The following is a 16,381-nucleotide window of genomic DNA, read 5'->3' on the forward strand; positions in this document are numbered from 1 at the left end:
GCCGCCGGGGCTCAGGCCTTCCAGTGCGGGTCGCGGCCGGAGGCGGCCAGCGCGCGGTCCCACGCACCGGCGTCCTCCGGCAGTGCCACCGACTCGGCGAAGCCCGCGTACCGGCGGTAGAGCTCGGCGTTCTCCGCCACGATCTCCCCGACCAGCAGGGCGAGTTCCTCGTCGACCTCGATCCGCCCGCCGGTCGCCCGGGCCACGTCCCAGCCGTGCAGCAGCAGCTCCAGGATCAGCATCCGGGCGATCCCGACGGCGGGCACCGGGGCGCCGCCGAGGTCGACGTCCCCCTCCCAGACGGCCGGGTCCGCCCAGGCCGCGACCGCGCGCTCCAGCTGAGCCGCGTAGGCGGGGCGCCAGTCGGCGTCGGCGGCGAAGTCCCGCGAGCCGAGCTCCTCGGGCAGCTCGACCCGCCGGGCCCGGTGCTCCAGGCCGTGCGAGGTGTAGAGCACCCAGTGGTTGATCAGCGCACGGGTGTCGAACTCCGCGCAGGGGGTCGGCGCGTCCAGCGGCTGATCGGCCGGGACGGCGGCGGCGACACCGGCCGCGGCGGTGGCGGCACGGGTCAGGAACGGGTGCATCGGGTGGGCGTTCATGGCGTCGATCCTGGGCCGGGCCGCACCTCCGGGTCTTGAAGAAACGCGACGACTAGCCTGGCGGCATGGGCATGGACTCCCCGGCCTCCCCGGCCTCCCCGGCCTCCCCGGGCACCGCGGCCACCGCGGCCACCCCGGCCGCACCCGCCTCTCCCGACCTCGGCCGCGGCGTGCTCCACCCCGCCCGGGCGGCCGAGCTGATCACCGTGGACCGGCTCGCGCCCGACCCGGCCGTGGCGAGGTTCGTCGAGTACTACTGGCTGGTCCGCTGGGACTTGCACGGCCTGCCCCCGTACGAGCAGAAGGTGCTCTCCCACCCCAACGTCCACCTGGTCTTCGAGGCGCCGAGGGCACGGGTGTACGGGGTGGACCGCTCGGTCTTCGTCCGCCGGCTGGAGGGCGCGGGGCACGTGCTGGGCGCGCGCTTCCGTCCCGGCGCCTTCCGGGCCCTGGCCGGGCACCCGGTGAGCGGGCTCGCCGACCGTTCCGTGCCCGCCGCCGAGTACTTCGGGCCCGCGGTCGACCGGGTCAACGCGGAGGTACTCGGGACGCCCGGCGACCCGGCCGCGTTCGCCGACGCCTTCCTCCGCCCCCGGCTGCCCGCGCCCGACCCGGTCGCCGCCGAGGTCGCCGCCATGGTGGACCGGATCACGAGCACACCGGACCTGTGCCGGGTGGACGAGCTGGCCGCCGGGCTGGGTCTGCCCGTGCGCCGGCTTCAGCGGCTGTTCGCCGAGTACGTCGGCGCCTCCCCGAAGTGGGTGCTGCGCCGCGCCCGCCTCCACGAGGCCGCCGAACGCGCCGCCGCTGTCGGAGAGTTGGACCTGGCCGGGCTTGCCGCCGAGCTGGGCTACGCGGACCAGGCGCACCTCACCCGGGACTTCACCGCCGCCGTCGGGGTCTCCCCGGCCCGCTACGCGGGGTCGCGCTGATCCCCGGCTACGCCCCCAGGAAGCGCTGCAGTTCGTCCAGCACGTAGTTGGCCCCGGTGTACCCGATCCCCTGGAACCAGAGCTGGTCGTCCACCGGGAACGCCCGGTGCCCCTTGACGGCTCCCAGCGCCTGCCAACCCGGGCTCGCCAGCGTGGCGTTGGCGCCCGACAGCTCCGGATCGCCGTACGTCGCGTACAGCAGCAGATCGCCGTCGGCCCTGGCGAGCTGGTCCGGCGGGATCTCGAAGTCCGACTGGTCGACGTTCTGCGCGTCGGGCCGGCCGACCTGGGCGTCGGAGAGCACCGTCCCGGGGAAGCTCTGCCGCCCGAACAGCCGGATGCCGCCGCCCTCCACGAACCGCACCAGGCTCACCTTGCGGCCCGACGGCTTCGCCGCCGCCAGCGCCTGCGCCACCTGCCCGGCGTGCTTCTGGTACGCGCCGGCGAAGGCCGCCGCGGCCGCCTCCCGGCTCAGTGCCTGGGCGTGCAGCTGGAAGTCGGCCTTCCACGGCGCCCCGGCGGTCTGGGTGAGCACGGTGGGGGCGATCTCCCGCAGCTGCTCGTAGCGGTCGCCGTCGCGGGTCTGGTTGGAGAGGATCAGGTCCGGCCGCAGGGCCCGGACGGTCGGCAGGTCGGGTGCGCCGGCCGGGCCGACCAGCCGGATCCCGGCCGTCCGGGAGGTCGGCCAGTACTCGGGGTAGCTGGTGTCGCGGCCCGGCAGCGCGGCGCCGACCGGGGTGATGCCGAGGGTGAGCGCGGAGTCGAGCACGTCGGTGTCCAGCACGACCACCCGCATCGGCGCGCCCGGCACCACCACCGGGCCGGTGGCGGCGTTCACCGTCACCGGCGGCACCGGGGAGGGGGACGGCGAGGCGCCGGTGGCGAGGCCGTCGGTGGTCTCCGGGCCAGACCGCCGGGTGGTGCAGCCGGTGGCCGCCGCGAGCGCGCCCGCGCCGAGGCCGGTGAGGAGGGTGCGGCGGGAGATCCGGGGCATCGGCGGTCCTCTGGCGGCGCGGGGCGGGTGGGGGCGCCGTCGATTATGTCCGAAATGGCAGCTAAAGTGCCGTTAAGCGCGAGTGCCGTCGAGCACGGGCGCCGTCGAGTGCGGATGCCGTCGAGCACGGGCGCCGTCGAGTGCGGATGCCGTCGAGCACGGGCGCCGTCAGGCGGGAGCGCCGTCCGGGGTGAGCGCCGCCCACGGGGCGCCCGGCACGACCAGCGGCGTGCCGGTCACCGGGTCCGGCACCACGACCGAGTCCAGCCCGAACACCTCCCGCACCAGCTCGGCCGTCACCACGTCCCCGGGCGGGCCCTGCGCCACCACCCGGCCGTCCCGCATCGCCACCAGGTGGTCCGCGTACCGGGCGGCCTGGTTGAGGTCGTGCAGCACCGCGACGACGGTCCGGCCGCGCTCGACGTTCAGCCGGCGGACCAGGTCCAGCACCTCCACCTGGTGCGCGATGTCCAGGTAGGTGGTCGGTTCGTCCAGCAGCAGGATGTCGGTGCCCTGGGCGAGCGCCATCGCGATCCAGGCGCGCTGGCGCTGGCCGCCGGACAGCTCGTCCATGCTCCGCTCGGCCAGCTCGGCGGTGGAGGTGCGCTCCAGCGCCTCCGCGACCGCCGCCTCGTCCTCCGGCGACCACTGCTGCCACCAGCTCTGGTGCGGCTGGCGGCCGCGCGCGACCAGGTCCGCCACCGAGATGCCCTCGGGGGCGGTCGGCGATTGCGGCAGCAGGCCGAGCCGCTGGGCGATCCGCTTGGTCGGGATCCGCGCCAGCTCCTCGCCGTCCAGCAGCACCGTGCCCCGGACCGGCTTCAGCAGCCGGCCGAGGGCGCGCAGCAGGGTCGACTTGCCGCACGCGTTCGGGCCGACGATCACCGTCACCCGCCCGTCCGGGACGGCCACGTCCAGGCCCTCGACGACCGTGCGCGCCTCGTAGGCCAGGGTGAGGCCCCGGGCCTCCAGACGGTGATCGGACATCAGGAACCTCCACGGCGGGATCGGATCAGCAGCCACATCAGGTACGGCGCGCCGACCATGCCGGTCACCACGCCCACCGGCAGCTCCGTCGGAGCCAGCAGCCGCCGGGCGAGCAGGTCGGCGAGGACCACCACCAGCGCGCCGGTCAGCGCCGAGCAGAACAGCGGGACCTGCGCCGAGCGGGCCAGCCGCAGCGCGATCTGCGGGGCCATCAGCGCGACGAAGTCCACCGGCCCGGCGGCCCCGGCCGCGCACGAGGCCAGCACGATGCCCAGCAGTGCCATGCCGAGGCGGATCCGGTCCAGGCGCAGGCCGAGGCCGACGGCGGTCGCGTCGTCGAAGGAGATCGACCGCTGGGCGCGGGCGGCCCACAGCGCGACCGGCAGGGCGGCGAGCAGCACCCAGCCGAGCCACCCGGCCTGGTCGTAGTCGGCGCCGTTCAGGCTGCCGGTCATCCAGACCTTGGCGGCCTGGGCCTGGAAGCCGTCGCCCTTGGTCAGGAAGACGGAGGTGAGCGAGGACAGCGCGACGCTGATGCCGATGCCGATCAGCACGAAGCGCTGGGCGTGCAGGCCGCGCCGCCAGGCCAGCGCGTACACCAGCAGCCCGGCCACCAGGCCGCCGGCCACCGCCGCGTACGGGGCCTGGCCGGTCGAGCCGACCACGCCGTACGCCGTCAGGCCGACCACGGTCACGGTCGCGCCCCAGGTCACGCCCACCACGTCGGGGCTGGCGAGCGGGTTGCGGGCGACGGTCTGGATCAGCGCCCCGGCCAGCCCGAGCGCCAGGCCGACCAGCAGCCCGACCACCACCCGGGGCAGCCGGAACTCGCCGACCACCAGCTCGTGCGGGCTCGGCCGCCCGAGCACCACCTTGACCACCTCGCCCGGCGCGACGGTGGACTCGCCCAGGCAGAGCGAGGCCACCATGGTCGCCGCCAGCGCCACCAGCAGCCCGACGGCGACGGCCACCGAGCGCCGGTGCACCAGGAACGACGCCCGGCCGGCCCGGACGACGGAGTAGCCGCGCAGGGGGACGGAACCCGCGAGCCCGCTCATGCCGCCACCACCTTCCGGCGGCGCACCAGCGCGACCAGCACCGGGACGCCGACCAGCGCCGTCATCACGCCCGCCGGGACCTCGGACGGCGGGAACAGGACACGGCCGAGGGTGTCGGCGAGCAGCAGCAGCGCCGGGCCGAGGACGGCGGAGAAGGCGAGGATCCAGCGGTGGTCGGCGCCGGCCACCGCGCGGGCCACGTGCGGGACGGCGAGGCCGACGAAGGCGATCGGACCGGCCGCCGCGACCGCCGAACCGGTCAGCACGGTGGCGCCGAGCGCGCCGACCGCCCGGACCAGGCCGGTCTTGGCGCCGAGGCCCTTCGCGGTGTCGTCGCCGAGCGCCAGCGCGTCCAGTCCGCGGGCCACCGCGACCACCAGCACCGTGCCGACGGCCAGGAACGGCAGCAGCTGCCAGGCCACGTCCGAGGTCCGCCCGGAGAGCGAGCCGACGTGCCAGAAGCGGAACTGGTCCATGGTGGCCGCGTCGGTGGTCAGCACCAGGGTGTTGAGCGAGGCGATGAAGGCGGACATCGCCGATCCGGCCAGCGCCAGTTTGATCGGCGTGGCCCCGCCCCGGCCGCGCCCGGCGAGCCCGTACACCAGCACGGTGGCGATCACGGCGCCGACGAAGCCGAACCAGACGTACCCGGTGAGGGTGGAGACGCCGAAGCCGGAGATGGCGACCACCACGCCGGCCGCCGCGCCCTGGGAGACGCCGAGGATGCCGGGGTCGGCGATCGGATTGCGGGTCAGGCCCTGCATGACGGCCCCGGCCAGTCCGAGCGCCGCGCCGACGGCCAGTCCGACGACCGTGCGCGGCACCCGCAGCTCGCGGACCACCACGGCGTTGGCGGTGTCGCCGCCGTGCAGCAGGGCGTCGAGCGTGTCGCCGAACGGGATGGTCCGGCTGCCGACCGCCAGGCTCAGCAGCACCGCGGCGGCCAGCACGGCGAGCGCGGCGGCGAGCCACAGTATTCGGCGCCGCGGCGCGCGGTGGGGCGCGCGGGGCGCACCGGGCGGTGCGCTGGTGTCGGTCATGGGCCCTCTCCGCAGACAACTCAGGCAAACCTAAGTTCAGCTGCGAAGCCCGGGCAAATCGCCTCGTGCTCCGGGGCGCCGGTTGGGTAGCCTGACGGCATGTCCGCGATCCCGCCCGCCCCGCTCACCGTCGGCTTCGACCTCGACATGACGCTGCTGGACACCCGGCCGGGTATCCGCGCCACCTACCTGGCGCTCTCGGCCGAGACCGGCACCCCCATCGACGCCGACCTGGTGGTCACCCGGCTCGGACCGCCGCTGCTGGACGAGATCCGCAACTGGTTCCCGGAGGACGAGGTGGAGCGGGCCGTCACCCGCTACCGCGAGCTGTACCGGGACCACGCCTTCGCCCCGACCGTGGCGCTGCCCGGCGCGCACGCCGCCGTCGAGGCGGTCCGTGCCCACGGCGGCCGGGTCGCGGTGATCACCGGCAAGTACGAGCCGAACGCCCGCCTCCACCTGGAGCACGCCGGGCTGGCCGCGGACACCGTGATCGGCGACCTCTGGGCGGAGACCAAGGGCGAGGCGCTGCGCGAGCACGGCGCGAGCGTCTACGTCGGCGACCACCTGGGCGACATCCGGGGCGCCCGGTACGCGGACGCCGTCGCGGTCTGCGTGCCCACCGGCCCGTACAGCGCGCGGGAGCTGCGCGAGGCGGGTGCGGACGTGGTGCTGACGGACCTCACCGGCTTCCCGGACTGGCTCGCCGGGCACCTGGCCGAACGCTAGGGCCCGGCGGCGCGTGGCGGCCCGCTGCGGCCCGCGGCAGGCGTCAGGACTCGACGGGCGCGCTCCGGCGGCGCTGGGCCCGCGCGTTCAGCAGCAGTCCGGTCAGCGCGGCCAGGAAGCCGGCCGGCATCAGCATGCTCAGCCAGTAGGCGGCCGTCGGCAGCGGCGTCAGGTGCAGGAACAGCGGGACGAAGGTGACCAGGGTGGCGAGTGCGCCGAGACCGAAGACGACCGCCCCGGCCTTGACGTACCCGTCGCCGGGGTCGGCGCTCTGGCTGCTCACGTCTGCTCACTCCTCCGGGCCGGTCGGGACTGCCCCCAGTCTGGCAGAGCGGCGGCCGGGGGTCCCCACCGGAGCGGGCCGGTCACGTTGCGCAGTTTCCCGGCAGCTGAACGTTTTGATCCCTGTTGAGCGGGGGTATGCACGGGGTGCCGAGGGGCGCTACAGGTGCGTCCCGCGTCCGAAGACCCGGGGGGTGTGAGCCGATGGACCGCGCGGAGCCGCGCCCCGGCCGTTCCGGCGCCGGGTTTCCCGTGACCGCGAGATCCCGCTCCCGCCGCCCCGACCGGGCCTCGGAACGCGGATCCCTCGCGGAACGCGGATGAGGCAGTGACGGACGGTTAGTCTGCTCCTGACCGCGTGCCGGCCATGAGCGCCCACGGGCGCCGAGTCGAGGCCGGTCGCTCTTCCCACCACCCAGTGATCCCCGGCCCGGGCCGGGATCCCTCACACCCATTCGAGGACTGTTCGAGATGCCCACCGGCCAGGTCAAGTGGTTCAACGAGACGAAGGGCTTCGGCTTCCTGTCGCGCGACGACGGCGGCGACGTCTTCGTCCACACCAAGGCGCTGCCCGCCGGTGTCACGTCGCTGAAGCCGGGCCAGCGGGTCGAGTTCGGCGTGGTCGCCGGGCACCGCGGGGACCAGGCGATGGCCGTGCAGCTGCTGGACGCGCTGCCCTCGGTGGCCGCCGCCCAGCGGCGCAGCGCCGACGACATGGCGCCGATCGTCCAGGACCTGATCACCACGCTGGACGCGGTGCTGCCGGGCCTCCAGCGCGGGCGCTACCCCGCCAAGCCGACCGGCCAGAAGCTGGCCGGCCTGCTGCGCGCGGTGGCCGACCAGTTCGACGTCTGACCGGCGGCCGGAACGGGCCGACGGCTAGAACGCGAGCGAACCCGGGTCGAGCGGGGGCACCAGCCCCTCCGCGGCGGCCCGGGTGAGCAGCGCGCGGACGGCCGCGTAGCCCTCCTCGCCGAGGTCCTCGCTGAACTCGGTGACGTACAGCCCGATGTGCTGCTCGGCCACGTCCAGGTCCATCTCCTGGGCGTGCGCCAGCACATACGCGCGGCTCGCCGCCGGGTCGGCCCAGGCCTGGCGGACGGAGGCGCGGATCGCGTCGGCGATCGCCCGCAGCCGCTCGGCGCCGAGCGAGCGCCTGGCGACGATCGCGCCCAGCGGGATCGGCAGTCCGGTCTCCTGCTCCCAGGCCTCGCCCATGTCGGCCAGGCTGTGCAGGCCGTACTGCCGGTACGTGAAGCGGGCCTCGTGGATGACCAGGCCGGCGTCCACCCGGCCGTCCCGGACGGCGGGCATGATCTCGTGGAACGGCAGGACGACGATCTCGCCGAAGCCGCCCGGCACCGCCCGTGCCGCCCAGAGCCGGAACAGCAGGTAGGCGGTGGAGCGCTCGGAGGGCACCGCGACGGTCTTCCCGGCCAGGTCGGCGGGGGAGGCCACGCCCGGCAGGGTGAGCACCAGCGGGCCGCAGCCGCGGCCCAGCGCGCCGCCGCAGGGCAGCAGGGCGTACTCCTCCAGGACCCAGGGCAGCGCGCCGTAGCTGATCTTCAGCACGTCCAGCTCGCCGCGTTCGGCCTGGCCGTTGGTGACGTCGATGTCGGCGAAGGTCACCTCGGGGGCGTCCGCCCCGGGCACCAGGCCGTGCGCCCAGGCGTGGAAGACGAAGGTGTCGTTCGGGCAGGGCGAGTACGCGATGCTCAGCCGTTCAGCCACGGCCGGCCTCCTCGGTCGGTTCGTGCCGCGCGGCCGTCTCCGGTGCGTGCCGCGTGGCCAGTTCGTGGACGGGCAGTGCGGCGAAGGCCCGCTCCAGGGCGGCCAGCGCCTCGCCGATCCGCCAGGCGGCCCGGTCGCGCGGGCCCACCGGATTGGACACCGTGCGCAGTTCGAGGGCCGGTACGCCGTACCGGGCGGCGGCCTCGGCCACGCCGAAGCCCTCCATCGCCTCGGCGACGGCGCCGGGGTGGCGGGCGGCCAGTGCGGCGGCCCGCTCGGTGCTGCCGGTGACGGTGGAGACGGTCAGCACCGGGCCGACGGCCAGGCCCGGACCGCCCAGCGCCCGCGCGACCAGCGCGACGGCGGCCGGGGGCGGGGTGTGGCGGACGGTGCCGAAGCCCAGCTCGGTGACGTCGGCGAAGCCCTCGGGGGTCTCGGCGCCGAGGTCCGCGGCCACGATCGCGTCGGCCAGCACGGTGGAGCCGACCGGGGCGAGCGGGGCGAAGCCGCCGGCGATCCCGGCCGAGACGGCCAGGGCGTAGGGGTGGGCCGCCAGTGCGCAGGAGGCGGCGGCCGCGGCGGCGGCCGGGCCGACCCCGGCGGCCAGTACGTCCACCGGTACCCGCTCGGCCCGGTGCAGCGTGCCGCCGGGCAGCGGCAGCGCGGCGGACGCGCCGGGCAGGCCGCGCAGCACGGCCTCGGCCTCGGCTTCCACCGCGACGACGACGAGCAGCCGGGCCCGTGCGGGGCCCGACCGCTCGTCCCGGCCGTCGGTGACGGCGTGCGCGGTCATCGCGGGACCGTCAGCCGTTGTCCTTGGCGTTGGTGTCCGTGCTGTTCAGCTGGAAGTACCAGACGGCGATCGGGGCCTCCTGGTTCGGGTCGCCCTCGACCACGGTCACCACGGTCTTGCCGCTGGAGTTCAGCACCTTGTTCGCCGACTGGGAGCCGGACCAGGTCGGGCCCTTGGCGGCGGAGAACAGGCTGAAGCGACCGCCCTGGTTGGACGAGCCGCCGTTGGTGAAGGCCCACCAGCCCGTGTCGGCCACGTTCGGGGAGACCCCGACGCCGACCCGGTCGCTGCCCGTGACGTCCGAGGAGGGCAGCGTGCCGTCGTGCAGGGCCTTGGTGGCGTCCTCCTGGCACTTCTGCTGCTGGTCCTCGGTGAGCGGGCTGCCGGCGTTCCAGCACAGCGGGTCCGCGACGATCGAGGAGTTGCCGACCGTGAGGGTGGCACGGTGGGAGATGTGCTCGGTCTGGTCGGCGGCGATGGCGACGGAGGTGCCCACCGTGGCGGCGCCGACCACGACGACGGCGCCGAGGGCGGCGATGGCACGGGAATTGAGGCTCATGCGTCAGAATCTACCGGGCCTGGCCGATCACGCGACGCGGGGGTCGGCGCCGCGTGTTGCCGCGCCGGCCCGCTCAGGCCACCCGGGGCGCCGCCGGATGCCGCCGCGGGCCCACCCGCAGGAGCGAGCGGAGCGTCCACAGCAGCACCAGGCCGACCACCCCGGCGGCGATCGACAGGCCCAGCTTCCCGTTCAGCGGCAGCAGGATGCCGACCGCGCCGCCCGCCACCCAGGACAGCTGCATCAACGTCTCCGAACGGGCGAACGCCGAGGTCCGCACCGCCTCCGGGACGTCCCGCTGGATCAGCGCGTCCAGCGCCAGCTTGCCCAGCGAGGCCGCCATCCCGGCCACCGCGGCGACCAGAACCACCGTCACCACGCCGTACCAGAGCGCGGCCGCCCCCGTCGCGCAGGCCGCCACCAGCAGCATCGCGGTGACGGTCGCCTCCGGGCCCCGGGTGCGCAGCCAGGAGCCGAGCACCGACCCCAGCGCGTTGCCCGTCCCGGCGGCCAGCGCCACCAGGCCCAGCGCCACCGTCGGCTGCAGCCCGCCGATCGGCTCCTCCCGCAGCAGGAAGGCCAGGAACATCACCAGGAAGCCGACCAGCCACTTCATCGCCGACATCGCCCGCAGCGCCAGGATCACCGAGGGGCCGACCGCGCGCAGCGAGGCCTTGACCGGCGGCGGCTTGTGGTGGATCAGGTGCGAGCCCTCGCCGTGCACCTCGGCGTGCAGGACGGCGCGCTGCTCGCCCTTGGCGGAGTCCACCGCGGGCGGCAGGTGGAAGGCCATCAGGGTGCCGATCACGAACACCAGGAAGGCGCCGCGCAGCGGCCAGCCGGGCCCGATCAGGTGCAGCAGCCCGCCCACCCCGGCGGCCACGCCGGTGGCCAGCAGCCCGGCCAGGGTGACCCGGGAGTTCGCCTTCACCAGGGACAGCCGGCTCGGCAGCAGCCGCGGCACCACCACGCTGCGCACCACGCCGTACGCCTTGGACGCGACCAGCACGCCGAGCGCCTCCGGGTAGAGCGCGATGCCGCCGCCGACGATCACCCCGGCCATCGTCCAGGCCAGCACCGCCCGGGCCAGCATCGCCATCGCCATGGCCGCCCGGCGGCCGTGCGGCAGGCGGTCCAGCAGCGGGCCGATCACCGGGGCCAGGAGGGCGAACGGGGCCATCGTGATCAGCAGGTAGAGCGCGACCCGGCCGCGGGCCTCGCCAGTGGGCACCGAGAAGAAGATGGTGGACGCCAGCGCGATGGTGATCAGCATGTCGCCGAAGGAGTTGAGCGCGTGCAGCTCGATCAGCTTGGCGAGGCCGGATTCGCCCGCGCCCTCGGCGGCGGTGGCCCGGCGGATCCGGCGGCCGGTGCCGTGCACCACCTTGCCGGTGCGGGAGCCGGCGGCGGAGGCGGTGCGGATCAGGAAGTGCCGGCGCGGCTCGGGGGCCTCGTCCTCGCCCTCCTCGCCCCTGTCCGCGTCCTCGCCGTCCTCCTCGCCCTCGTCCGCGTCAAGCGCCCGAGTGGCCCGATCGAGGGCGTCGGGGGCTCCGGGGGTGGACGGATCCACGGGGGTGGCGGGCGCCTCGGAACCGTCCGCCGGCCGCGGTTCGCCCGCGCCGGGGACCGGGGGCTGCTGTCGCGGCACGGCGTCCGCCTGGTCGGCGCTCCCGGCCTGCGGGGCGCCCGGTGCGTGCTGCGACGGGTCGTGGTCCGCCACAAGCCCATCCTGCCCCAGAATCGCCGAGCCGACGCGGGACCGGGCTCCGCTCGGCGCGGCCCCGGAAGGGCCGTGTCCGCCCCGGACTGTGCCGGGGTGCCGACCGCCGGGTAGCCTGCCCAGGGTCGACCCGCCGACCCGCCGGGGCGCCGGCAGGCCGGTCGAGCGGCGCGGCCGGTACCCGAGGGGGCTCCCGGTCGCGCAGAATGGACGAGGGACACCGAGCCGCGACGGAACAGGCAACACGCCGTGGGCGACAGAAGAACTGGGAGAGAATCGACGCCGTGAGTGCTGCGATGCGAAGCCGTACCCCCGACCGGCTCTGTGCCGAGGCCGTCGAACTCGCCCGCCAGGCCGCCGAGGAGGCCGTCGGTGCGGAGGCCGTCGGGCCGCACCTGGGTGTCCAGGCGGACGCCGACCGCGTCGTCACCCACACCTTCGAGTGCCTCGACGCGGCCTACCGCGGCTGGCACTGGGCGGTCACCGTCGCCCGCGCGCCGCGCGCCAAGAACGTGACCCTGGACGAGGTCGTGCTGCTGCCCGGCGCCGACGCGGTGCTCGCCCCCGAGTGGGTGCCGTGGAGCGACCGGCTGCGCCCCGGCGACATGGGCCCGGGGGACCTGCTGCCCACCGGCGCCGACGACCTGCGGCTGGAGCCCGGCTGGACCGGCGAGGACGAGCCCGCGCCGAACTCCCCGGTCGCCCTGGCCCAGGACGAGGACCTGGTCGTCACCGACCCGCACGTCCAGCCGGCCCCGGCCCGCGCCCGGATCGACGCCGTCGCCGAGGAGCTGGGCCTCGGCCGCAGCCGGGTGCTCTCCCGGCTCGGCCTGCACCTGGCCGCCGAGCGCTGGGAGAAGACCCACGGCCCGCAGACCCCGATGGCGCAGGCCGCCCCGGCCTCGTGCGCGAGCTGCGGCTTCCTGGTCCCGATCGGCGGCTCGCTCGGACAGGCCTTCGGCGTGTGCGGCAACGAGTTCGGCCCGGCCGACGGCCAGATCGTCTCCTTCGCGTACGGCTGCGGCGGGCACTCCGAGGCGGCCGTCATCCCGGCCCCGCCGGCGCCGTCCGAGCTGATCCTGGACGAGCTGGTGGTCGAGCCGCTGCCGCTGCACCCCGACCGCGCCTCCGGCTCCGTCGAGCCCGACGCCCCGGCCGAGGAGCTCGGCCACTCCTGAGCCCCAGGCTCTCGCGGCCCGCCCGGTCAACGACCGGCGCGGGCCGCGGTGCTTTCCGGGCGGGCCGCGGACGGCGGGCGGGCTGCGGAAAGGGCCGTCGGGGCCGCCGTCGGCGCGGCCGGTGGTCGGGAGCAGTCAGTGGGGCAGGGAAGAATGCCCTACGACGAACAGGGCAGCGGAAGGCGGCAGGTCCAGTGGAACCTCGGATCATCGGCAGCGGCACGGACGAGCACCTCGCGGACCCCTTCGGCAGCGCCGCGCTGCGCCGACGGGTGCTGGCCGCCTGGGCCGCCTCGCCGGCCCGGTTCCGGGAGGACGCCAACGCGGAGGAGGAGCTGGCGCTCGGCGGCTACCGGGACCGCCTGGTGGTCGAGTTGGCGCAGAACGCGGCCGACGCCGCGGTCCGGGCCGGCCACGGCCCCGGCCGGCTGCGGCTGACCCTCGCCGACGGCGTGCTCGCCGCCGCCAACACCGGCGCCCCGCTGGACGCGGCCGCGGTCGAGTCGCTGTCCACCCTGCGCGCCTCCTCCAAGCGCGGCGAGACGCCCGCCGTCGGCCGGTTCGGGGTCGGCTTCGCCGCCGTTCTCGCGGTCACCGACGAGCCCGCCGTGCTGAGCGCCACCGGCGGGGTGCGCTGGTCGCTCGGCGAGGCGCGGGCGCTGGCCGCGGCCCAGCCCGAGCTGGCCGACGAGCTGCGCCGCCGGGACGGCCACGTGCCGCTGCTGCGGCTGCCGTTCGCGGCCGAGGGCCCGGCCCCGGAGGGCTACGACACCGTGGTGGTGCTGCCGCTGCGGGACGCCGCCGCCGAGGACCTGACCCGCCGTCTGCTGGCCGGGATCGACGACGCGCTGCTGCTCACCCTGCCCGGCCTGCGCGAGGTCGTGGTGGAGACCCCGGACGGCATCCGCACCCTCACCCGGGACGCCGCCGAGCCCCGCCCGGACGGGGTCACCGAGGTCACCGTCACCGACGACGCCGACGGCCGGCCGCGGCAGACGGTCTGGCAGACCGTCGGGGCCTCCGGCACGCTCTCGGCCGAGCTGCTGGTCGACCGGCCCACCGAGGAGCGCGCCCGCCCGTACTGGACGGTGACCTGGGCCGTCCCGGTCGGCCCGGACGGCGCCCCGCAGCGGCCCGGGATCGCCTCGGTGCTGCACGCGCCCACCCCCAGCGACGAGCCGGTCGGCCTGCCCGCGCTGCTGATCGCCTCCTACCCGCTGGACTCCACCCGCCGGCACGCCGCCCCCGGCCCGCTGGCCGACTTCCTCACCGAGCGCGCCGCCGACAGCTACGCCGAGCTGCTGCGCGCCCGCGGCGCCGACCTCGGCTCGCTCGGCCTCGTCCCGGCCCCGCTCGGCCGGGGCGCGCTGGACAACGCGCTGCGCGCCGCGGTGCTCTCCCGGCTGCCCGGGACGCCGTTCCTGCCGCACCCGGCGCCGGTCGAGGAGGGCACGCCCGCGCTGCGGCCCCGGGACGCGACGCTGCTGGAGGGCGCGGACGGCTCGGTGGTCGAGGCGCTCTCGCCGATCTTCCCGGGGCTGCTGCCGGCCGGCCTGGAGCGCCGCACCGAGCTGCGGGTGCTGAACGTGCGCCGGGTGCCGCTGGCCGAGGTGGTGGACCAGCTCGGCGGCCTGGACCGCGAGCCCGCCTGGTGGCGCAACCTGTACGCGGCGCTCGGCGCGGCCGACCCGGAGGCGCTCGGCGCGCTGCCCGTCCCGCTCGCCGACGGGCGGACGGTCACCGGGCCGCGGCGCGTCCTGCTGCCCTCCGAGGACGCCGACTGGGCGGCCTTCCCCGGCTACCCCGAGACGCTGGCGGGCGCGCTCGCCGCGCTCGACCTGCGCCTGGCCCACCCCGAGGCCGCCCACCCGCTGCTGGCCAAGCTCGGCGCCGGCACCGCCACCCCGGCCGGGGTGCTGGACACCCCCGAGGCGCGGGCCGCGGTCGCCCGCTCCTACGAGCTGGCCGAGGACGACCTGGACGCGGCGCTCGAACTCGCCGACGCCGTCCTGGCCCTGGTGAAGGCCGCCGCCCCCGAGCCGGGCGCCCATCCCTGGCTGGCCCGGCTGGCGCTGCTCGACGACGAGGGCGAGCCCGCCCGCGCCGGCGAACTCGTGCTGCCCGGAAGCCCGTTCGCCGCGCTCGCCCGCGAGGAGGACGCCGGCTGGGTGGACGACGAGCTGCTGGAGCGCTGGGGCCCGGAGGTGCTCGCCGCCGTCGGCGTGCTCGCCGACTTCGTGCTGGTGCGCGCCGAGGACGTGGTGCTCGACCCGGACGACCTGGAGCGGCTGGACCCCACCGTCCCGGCCGACCGCGCGGCCGGCGGCCACCCCACCGGTCTGCTGGACGAGGCGCCGGACGGGCTCGCCGAGTGGGCCGAGGACGCGCTGGAGGCGCTGCAGGCCGACGAGGCGGTCGGCGTCCCGCCGGTGGCCGCCGAGCTGCTGGCCGTGCGCGACCTCGACCTGGTGGACGACGACGCCTGGCCGCAGGCGCTGGCGGCGCTGGCCCGCCCGCCGTACCGGGACGCCGTGGTCGCCCCGGTGCGCACCCTGCTGCCGGACGGCTCGTACGCCGACCTGCCGCCGTACACCGCCTGGTGGCTGCGCGACCACCCGGTGCTGGCGGGCCGCGAGCCGGCCGGCCTGCGGGCGGCCGGGGCCGACCCGCTGCTGCGCGGCCTGTACGACGAGGCCCGCACCACCCTGGACGAGCAGTTCCTGCACGCGCTCGGGGTGCGCACCACGCTGGCCGCGCTGCTCGCCGAGCCGCACGGGCCGGACGAGGTGCTGGACCGGATGACCGACCCGGACGCCGAGGTCGGCCACCGCCAGCTGCACGGCATCCACACCGCGCTGGCCCGGGTGGACCGCGAGCGGATCGAGCCGCTGGACGTGGTGCGGGCGCTGCCGCCGCTGGACCCTGCGACCGGGCGCCGGCCGGCCCACACCGTGGTGGTGGACGCCACCGAGGCGGTCGTCGCCGACGCCCCCGACCTGGTCCAGCTGCTGCACCCGTACCCGCTGCTGCCGGTCGCCCCGGCGCTGGCCGCCGACCTCGCCGAGCGGCTGCACGTGTCGCTGGCCAGCGAGGTGGCGGGCGGCCGGGTGCTCTCCGAGGGCGTGCTGCACCGGGTCCCGGCGGTGGTGCGGGAGCTGCTGCCCGGCTGCCCGGTCGCCTACGAGGAGCACGAGGAGCTGCTGGTCGTCGGGCCGGACGGCGGCGAGGCGGCGGTGGACTGGCGCTGGGACACCGGGGCGGACGCCCCGGAGCCGCCGTACGACCCGGAGCTGGCCGAGGCCGGCGACGAGGACGACGAGTTCGAGGTCCCGCCGGTGCCCGGCCTGCTGCACGCGGCCACCCCGGAGGGCCTGGCCGCCGGGCTGGCCTGGTCGGTCGGGCAGTGGCACCGCCGCTTCGAGGTGCTGGCCGCCCTCAGCGAGCCGGACCGCGCCTACGAGCTCTCGGCCGCCCGCGACTTCGAGGGCTGAGCCCCGCGCCGCGCACCGGTCGCCCGGCCGGTGCGCGGTCGCAGCCGTCGGTAGACGGTGGTGGTGACGGTCAGCCAGACCGCGCCGAGCGTCACCAGCGCGGCGGTCCGCAGCGTGGGTGTCGGCCGCACCGCCAGACCGACCCCCGCCATCGCCAGGGCGGCCAGTCCGGCCGCCAGCAGCCCGCCCAGGAAGGCGGTGAACGCCTCCAGGTCCCCATTCCCGCGTGCCATCCGGCACCCCCTTCCGGGGCCATCATCGGGTGCGCGCGGGGGCTTGTCACGCGGG

The 16,381-nt window shown here is 76.5% G+C and carries 16 protein-coding genes; 5 read left to right on the forward strand and 11 right to left on the reverse strand.

Features of this window, described 5'->3' with window-relative positions; genetic code table 11:
• Window positions 1–11: 11 nt before the first annotated feature.
• The gene (locus ACFWP2_RS02750; RefSeq protein WP_380447595.1) at window positions 12–599 is read right to left on the reverse strand and encodes a TIGR03086 family metal-binding protein; all 588 of its coding nucleotides are present in this window, start codon (window positions 597–599) and stop codon (window positions 12–14) included.
• A 65-nt stretch (window positions 600–664) separates the two neighbouring features.
• On the opposite strand from ACFWP2_RS02750, the gene ACFWP2_RS02755 reads away from it, so the two are divergent.
• Window positions 665–1,531, forward strand: a complete 867-nt coding sequence (locus ACFWP2_RS02755) for a DUF6597 domain-containing transcriptional factor (protein WP_380447597.1) — start codon at window positions 665–667, stop codon at window positions 1,529–1,531.
• 7 nt (window positions 1,532–1,538) lie between these two features.
• Here ACFWP2_RS02755 and ACFWP2_RS02760 read toward each other — a convergent pair whose 3' ends face one another.
• From ACFWP2_RS02760 to ACFWP2_RS02775, 4 genes are all read right to left on the reverse strand, one after another.
• Window positions 1,539–2,525 carry an ABC transporter substrate-binding protein gene (locus tag ACFWP2_RS02760; protein ID WP_380447599.1) on the reverse strand — a complete coding sequence of 329 codons (987 nt, stop codon included), beginning with the start codon at window positions 2,523–2,525 and terminating at the stop codon, window positions 1,539–1,541.
• Between the two features lie 168 nt (window positions 2,526–2,693).
• Window positions 2,694–3,512 (reverse strand): ABC transporter ATP-binding protein, encoded by an 819-nt coding sequence (locus ACFWP2_RS02765; protein ID WP_380447601.1) that lies wholly within the window; start codon window positions 3,510–3,512, stop codon window positions 2,694–2,696.
• Window positions 3,512–4,570 carry a FecCD family ABC transporter permease gene (locus ACFWP2_RS02770; protein WP_380447603.1) on the reverse strand — a complete coding sequence of 353 codons (1,059 nt, stop codon included), beginning with the start codon at window positions 4,568–4,570 and terminating at the stop codon, window positions 3,512–3,514. Before ACFWP2_RS02770 ends, ACFWP2_RS02765 begins: the two co-directional genes overlap by 1 nt.
• Window positions 4,567–5,610 (reverse strand): FecCD family ABC transporter permease, encoded by a 1,044-nt coding sequence (locus tag ACFWP2_RS02775; protein WP_380447605.1) that lies wholly within the window; start codon window positions 5,608–5,610, stop codon window positions 4,567–4,569. Before ACFWP2_RS02775 ends, ACFWP2_RS02770 begins: the two co-directional genes overlap by 4 nt.
• A 99-nt stretch (window positions 5,611–5,709) precedes the next feature.
• On the opposite strand from ACFWP2_RS02775, the gene ACFWP2_RS02780 reads away from it, so the two are divergent.
• A complete protein-coding gene (locus ACFWP2_RS02780) occupies window positions 5,710–6,339 on the forward strand; it encodes an HAD family hydrolase (RefSeq protein WP_380447607.1) in 630 nt (209 codons plus the stop codon).
• Window positions 6,340–6,382: 43 nt separating this feature from the next.
• Here ACFWP2_RS02780 and ACFWP2_RS02785 read toward each other — a convergent pair whose 3' ends face one another.
• Window positions 6,383–6,622, reverse strand: coding sequence for a hypothetical protein (locus ACFWP2_RS02785; RefSeq protein ID WP_380447609.1), 240 nt, complete (start codon window positions 6,620–6,622; stop codon window positions 6,383–6,385).
• A gap of 470 nt (window positions 6,623–7,092) precedes the next feature.
• Here ACFWP2_RS02785 and ACFWP2_RS02790 point away from each other — a divergent pair, with 470 nt between their 5' ends.
• Window positions 7,093–7,476, forward strand: coding sequence for a cold-shock protein (locus ACFWP2_RS02790; protein WP_360348240.1), 384 nt, complete (start codon window positions 7,093–7,095; stop codon window positions 7,474–7,476).
• A gap of 24 nt (window positions 7,477–7,500) precedes the next feature.
• On the opposite strand, the gene ACFWP2_RS02795 is transcribed toward ACFWP2_RS02790, so the two are convergent.
• The 4 genes from ACFWP2_RS02795 to ACFWP2_RS02810 form a co-directional block, all read right to left on the reverse strand.
• Window positions 7,501–8,352: a 1,4-dihydroxy-6-naphthoate synthase gene (locus tag ACFWP2_RS02795; protein WP_380447612.1), complete on the reverse strand. Its 852-nt coding sequence runs from the start codon at window positions 8,350–8,352 to the stop codon at window positions 7,501–7,503.
• On the reverse strand, window positions 8,345–9,145 hold the full coding sequence (locus tag ACFWP2_RS02800) for a futalosine hydrolase (RefSeq protein WP_380447614.1): 801 nt from the start codon (window positions 9,143–9,145) through the stop codon (window positions 8,345–8,347). The genes ACFWP2_RS02795 and ACFWP2_RS02800 overlap by 8 nt, the downstream gene beginning before the upstream one ends.
• Window positions 9,146–9,155: 10 nt before the next feature.
• Complete coding sequence (locus ACFWP2_RS02805; RefSeq protein WP_380447616.1) at window positions 9,156–9,704, reverse strand: hypothetical protein; 549 nt, start codon at window positions 9,702–9,704, stop codon at window positions 9,156–9,158.
• A gap of 73 nt (window positions 9,705–9,777) precedes the next feature.
• Complete coding sequence (locus ACFWP2_RS02810) at window positions 9,778–11,130, reverse strand: MFS transporter (protein WP_380448187.1); 1,353 nt, start codon at window positions 11,128–11,130, stop codon at window positions 9,778–9,780.
• A 590-nt stretch (window positions 11,131–11,720) separates the two neighbouring features.
• Between ACFWP2_RS02810 and ACFWP2_RS02815 the strand changes: the two genes are divergently transcribed.
• On the forward strand, window positions 11,721–12,602 hold the full coding sequence (locus ACFWP2_RS02815) for a DUF3027 domain-containing protein (RefSeq protein WP_380448189.1): 882 nt from the start codon (window positions 11,721–11,723) through the stop codon (window positions 12,600–12,602).
• 194 nt (window positions 12,603–12,796) lie between these two features.
• On the forward strand, window positions 12,797–16,093 hold the full coding sequence (locus ACFWP2_RS02820; RefSeq protein WP_380447618.1) for a sacsin N-terminal ATP-binding-like domain-containing protein: 3,297 nt from the start codon (window positions 12,797–12,799) through the stop codon (window positions 16,091–16,093).
• Here the strand turns inward: ACFWP2_RS02820 and ACFWP2_RS02825 are convergent.
• Window positions 16,057–16,326: a hypothetical protein gene (locus ACFWP2_RS02825; protein WP_380447620.1), complete on the reverse strand. Its 270-nt coding sequence runs from the start codon at window positions 16,324–16,326 to the stop codon at window positions 16,057–16,059. The two genes, ACFWP2_RS02820 and ACFWP2_RS02825, sit on opposite strands and share 37 nt — an antisense overlap.
• Window positions 16,327–16,381 lie beyond the last annotated feature (55 nt).

Origin of the sequence: Kitasatospora sp. NPDC058444, from assembly GCF_042721415.1 — a bacterium.
Taxonomy (GTDB): domain Bacteria; phylum Actinomycetota; class Actinomycetes; order Streptomycetales; family Streptomycetaceae; genus Kitasatospora.

What these genes read in the sequence shown, in the direction of transcription:
- ACFWP2_RS02815 (WP_380448189.1), top strand. Translation starts at nt 11,721, where the DNA reads ATGCGAAGCCGTACCCCCGACCGGCTCTGTGCCGAGGCCGTCGAACTC.
- ACFWP2_RS02825 (WP_380447620.1), bottom strand. Translation starts at nt 16,326, where the DNA reads ATGGCACGCGGGAATGGGGACCTGGAGGCGTTCACCGCCTTCCTGGGC.
- ACFWP2_RS02800 (WP_380447614.1), bottom strand. Translation starts at nt 9,145, where the DNA reads ATGACCGCGCACGCCGTCACCGACGGCCGGGACGAGCGGTCGGGCCCC.
- ACFWP2_RS02755 (WP_380447597.1), top strand. Translation starts at nt 665, where the DNA reads ATGGGCATGGACTCCCCGGCCTCCCCGGCCTCCCCGGCCTCCCCGGGC.
- ACFWP2_RS02780 (WP_380447607.1), top strand. Translation starts at nt 5,710, where the DNA reads ATGTCCGCGATCCCGCCCGCCCCGCTCACCGTCGGCTTCGACCTCGAC.
- ACFWP2_RS02750 (WP_380447595.1), bottom strand. Translation starts at nt 599, where the DNA reads ATGAACGCCCACCCGATGCACCCGTTCCTGACCCGTGCCGCCACCGCC.
- ACFWP2_RS02775 (WP_380447605.1), bottom strand. Translation starts at nt 5,610, where the DNA reads ATGACCGACACCAGCGCACCGCCCGGTGCGCCCCGCGCGCCCCACCGC.
- ACFWP2_RS02790 (WP_360348240.1), top strand. Translation starts at nt 7,093, where the DNA reads ATGCCCACCGGCCAGGTCAAGTGGTTCAACGAGACGAAGGGCTTCGGC.
- ACFWP2_RS02765 (WP_380447601.1), bottom strand. Translation starts at nt 3,512, where the DNA reads ATGTCCGATCACCGTCTGGAGGCCCGGGGCCTCACCCTGGCCTACGAG.
- ACFWP2_RS02770 (WP_380447603.1), bottom strand. Translation starts at nt 4,570, where the DNA reads ATGAGCGGGCTCGCGGGTTCCGTCCCCCTGCGCGGCTACTCCGTCGTC.
- ACFWP2_RS02760 (WP_380447599.1), bottom strand. Translation starts at nt 2,525, where the DNA reads ATGCCCCGGATCTCCCGCCGCACCCTCCTCACCGGCCTCGGCGCGGGC.
- ACFWP2_RS02805 (WP_380447616.1), bottom strand. Translation starts at nt 9,704, where the DNA reads ATGAGCCTCAATTCCCGTGCCATCGCCGCCCTCGGCGCCGTCGTCGTG.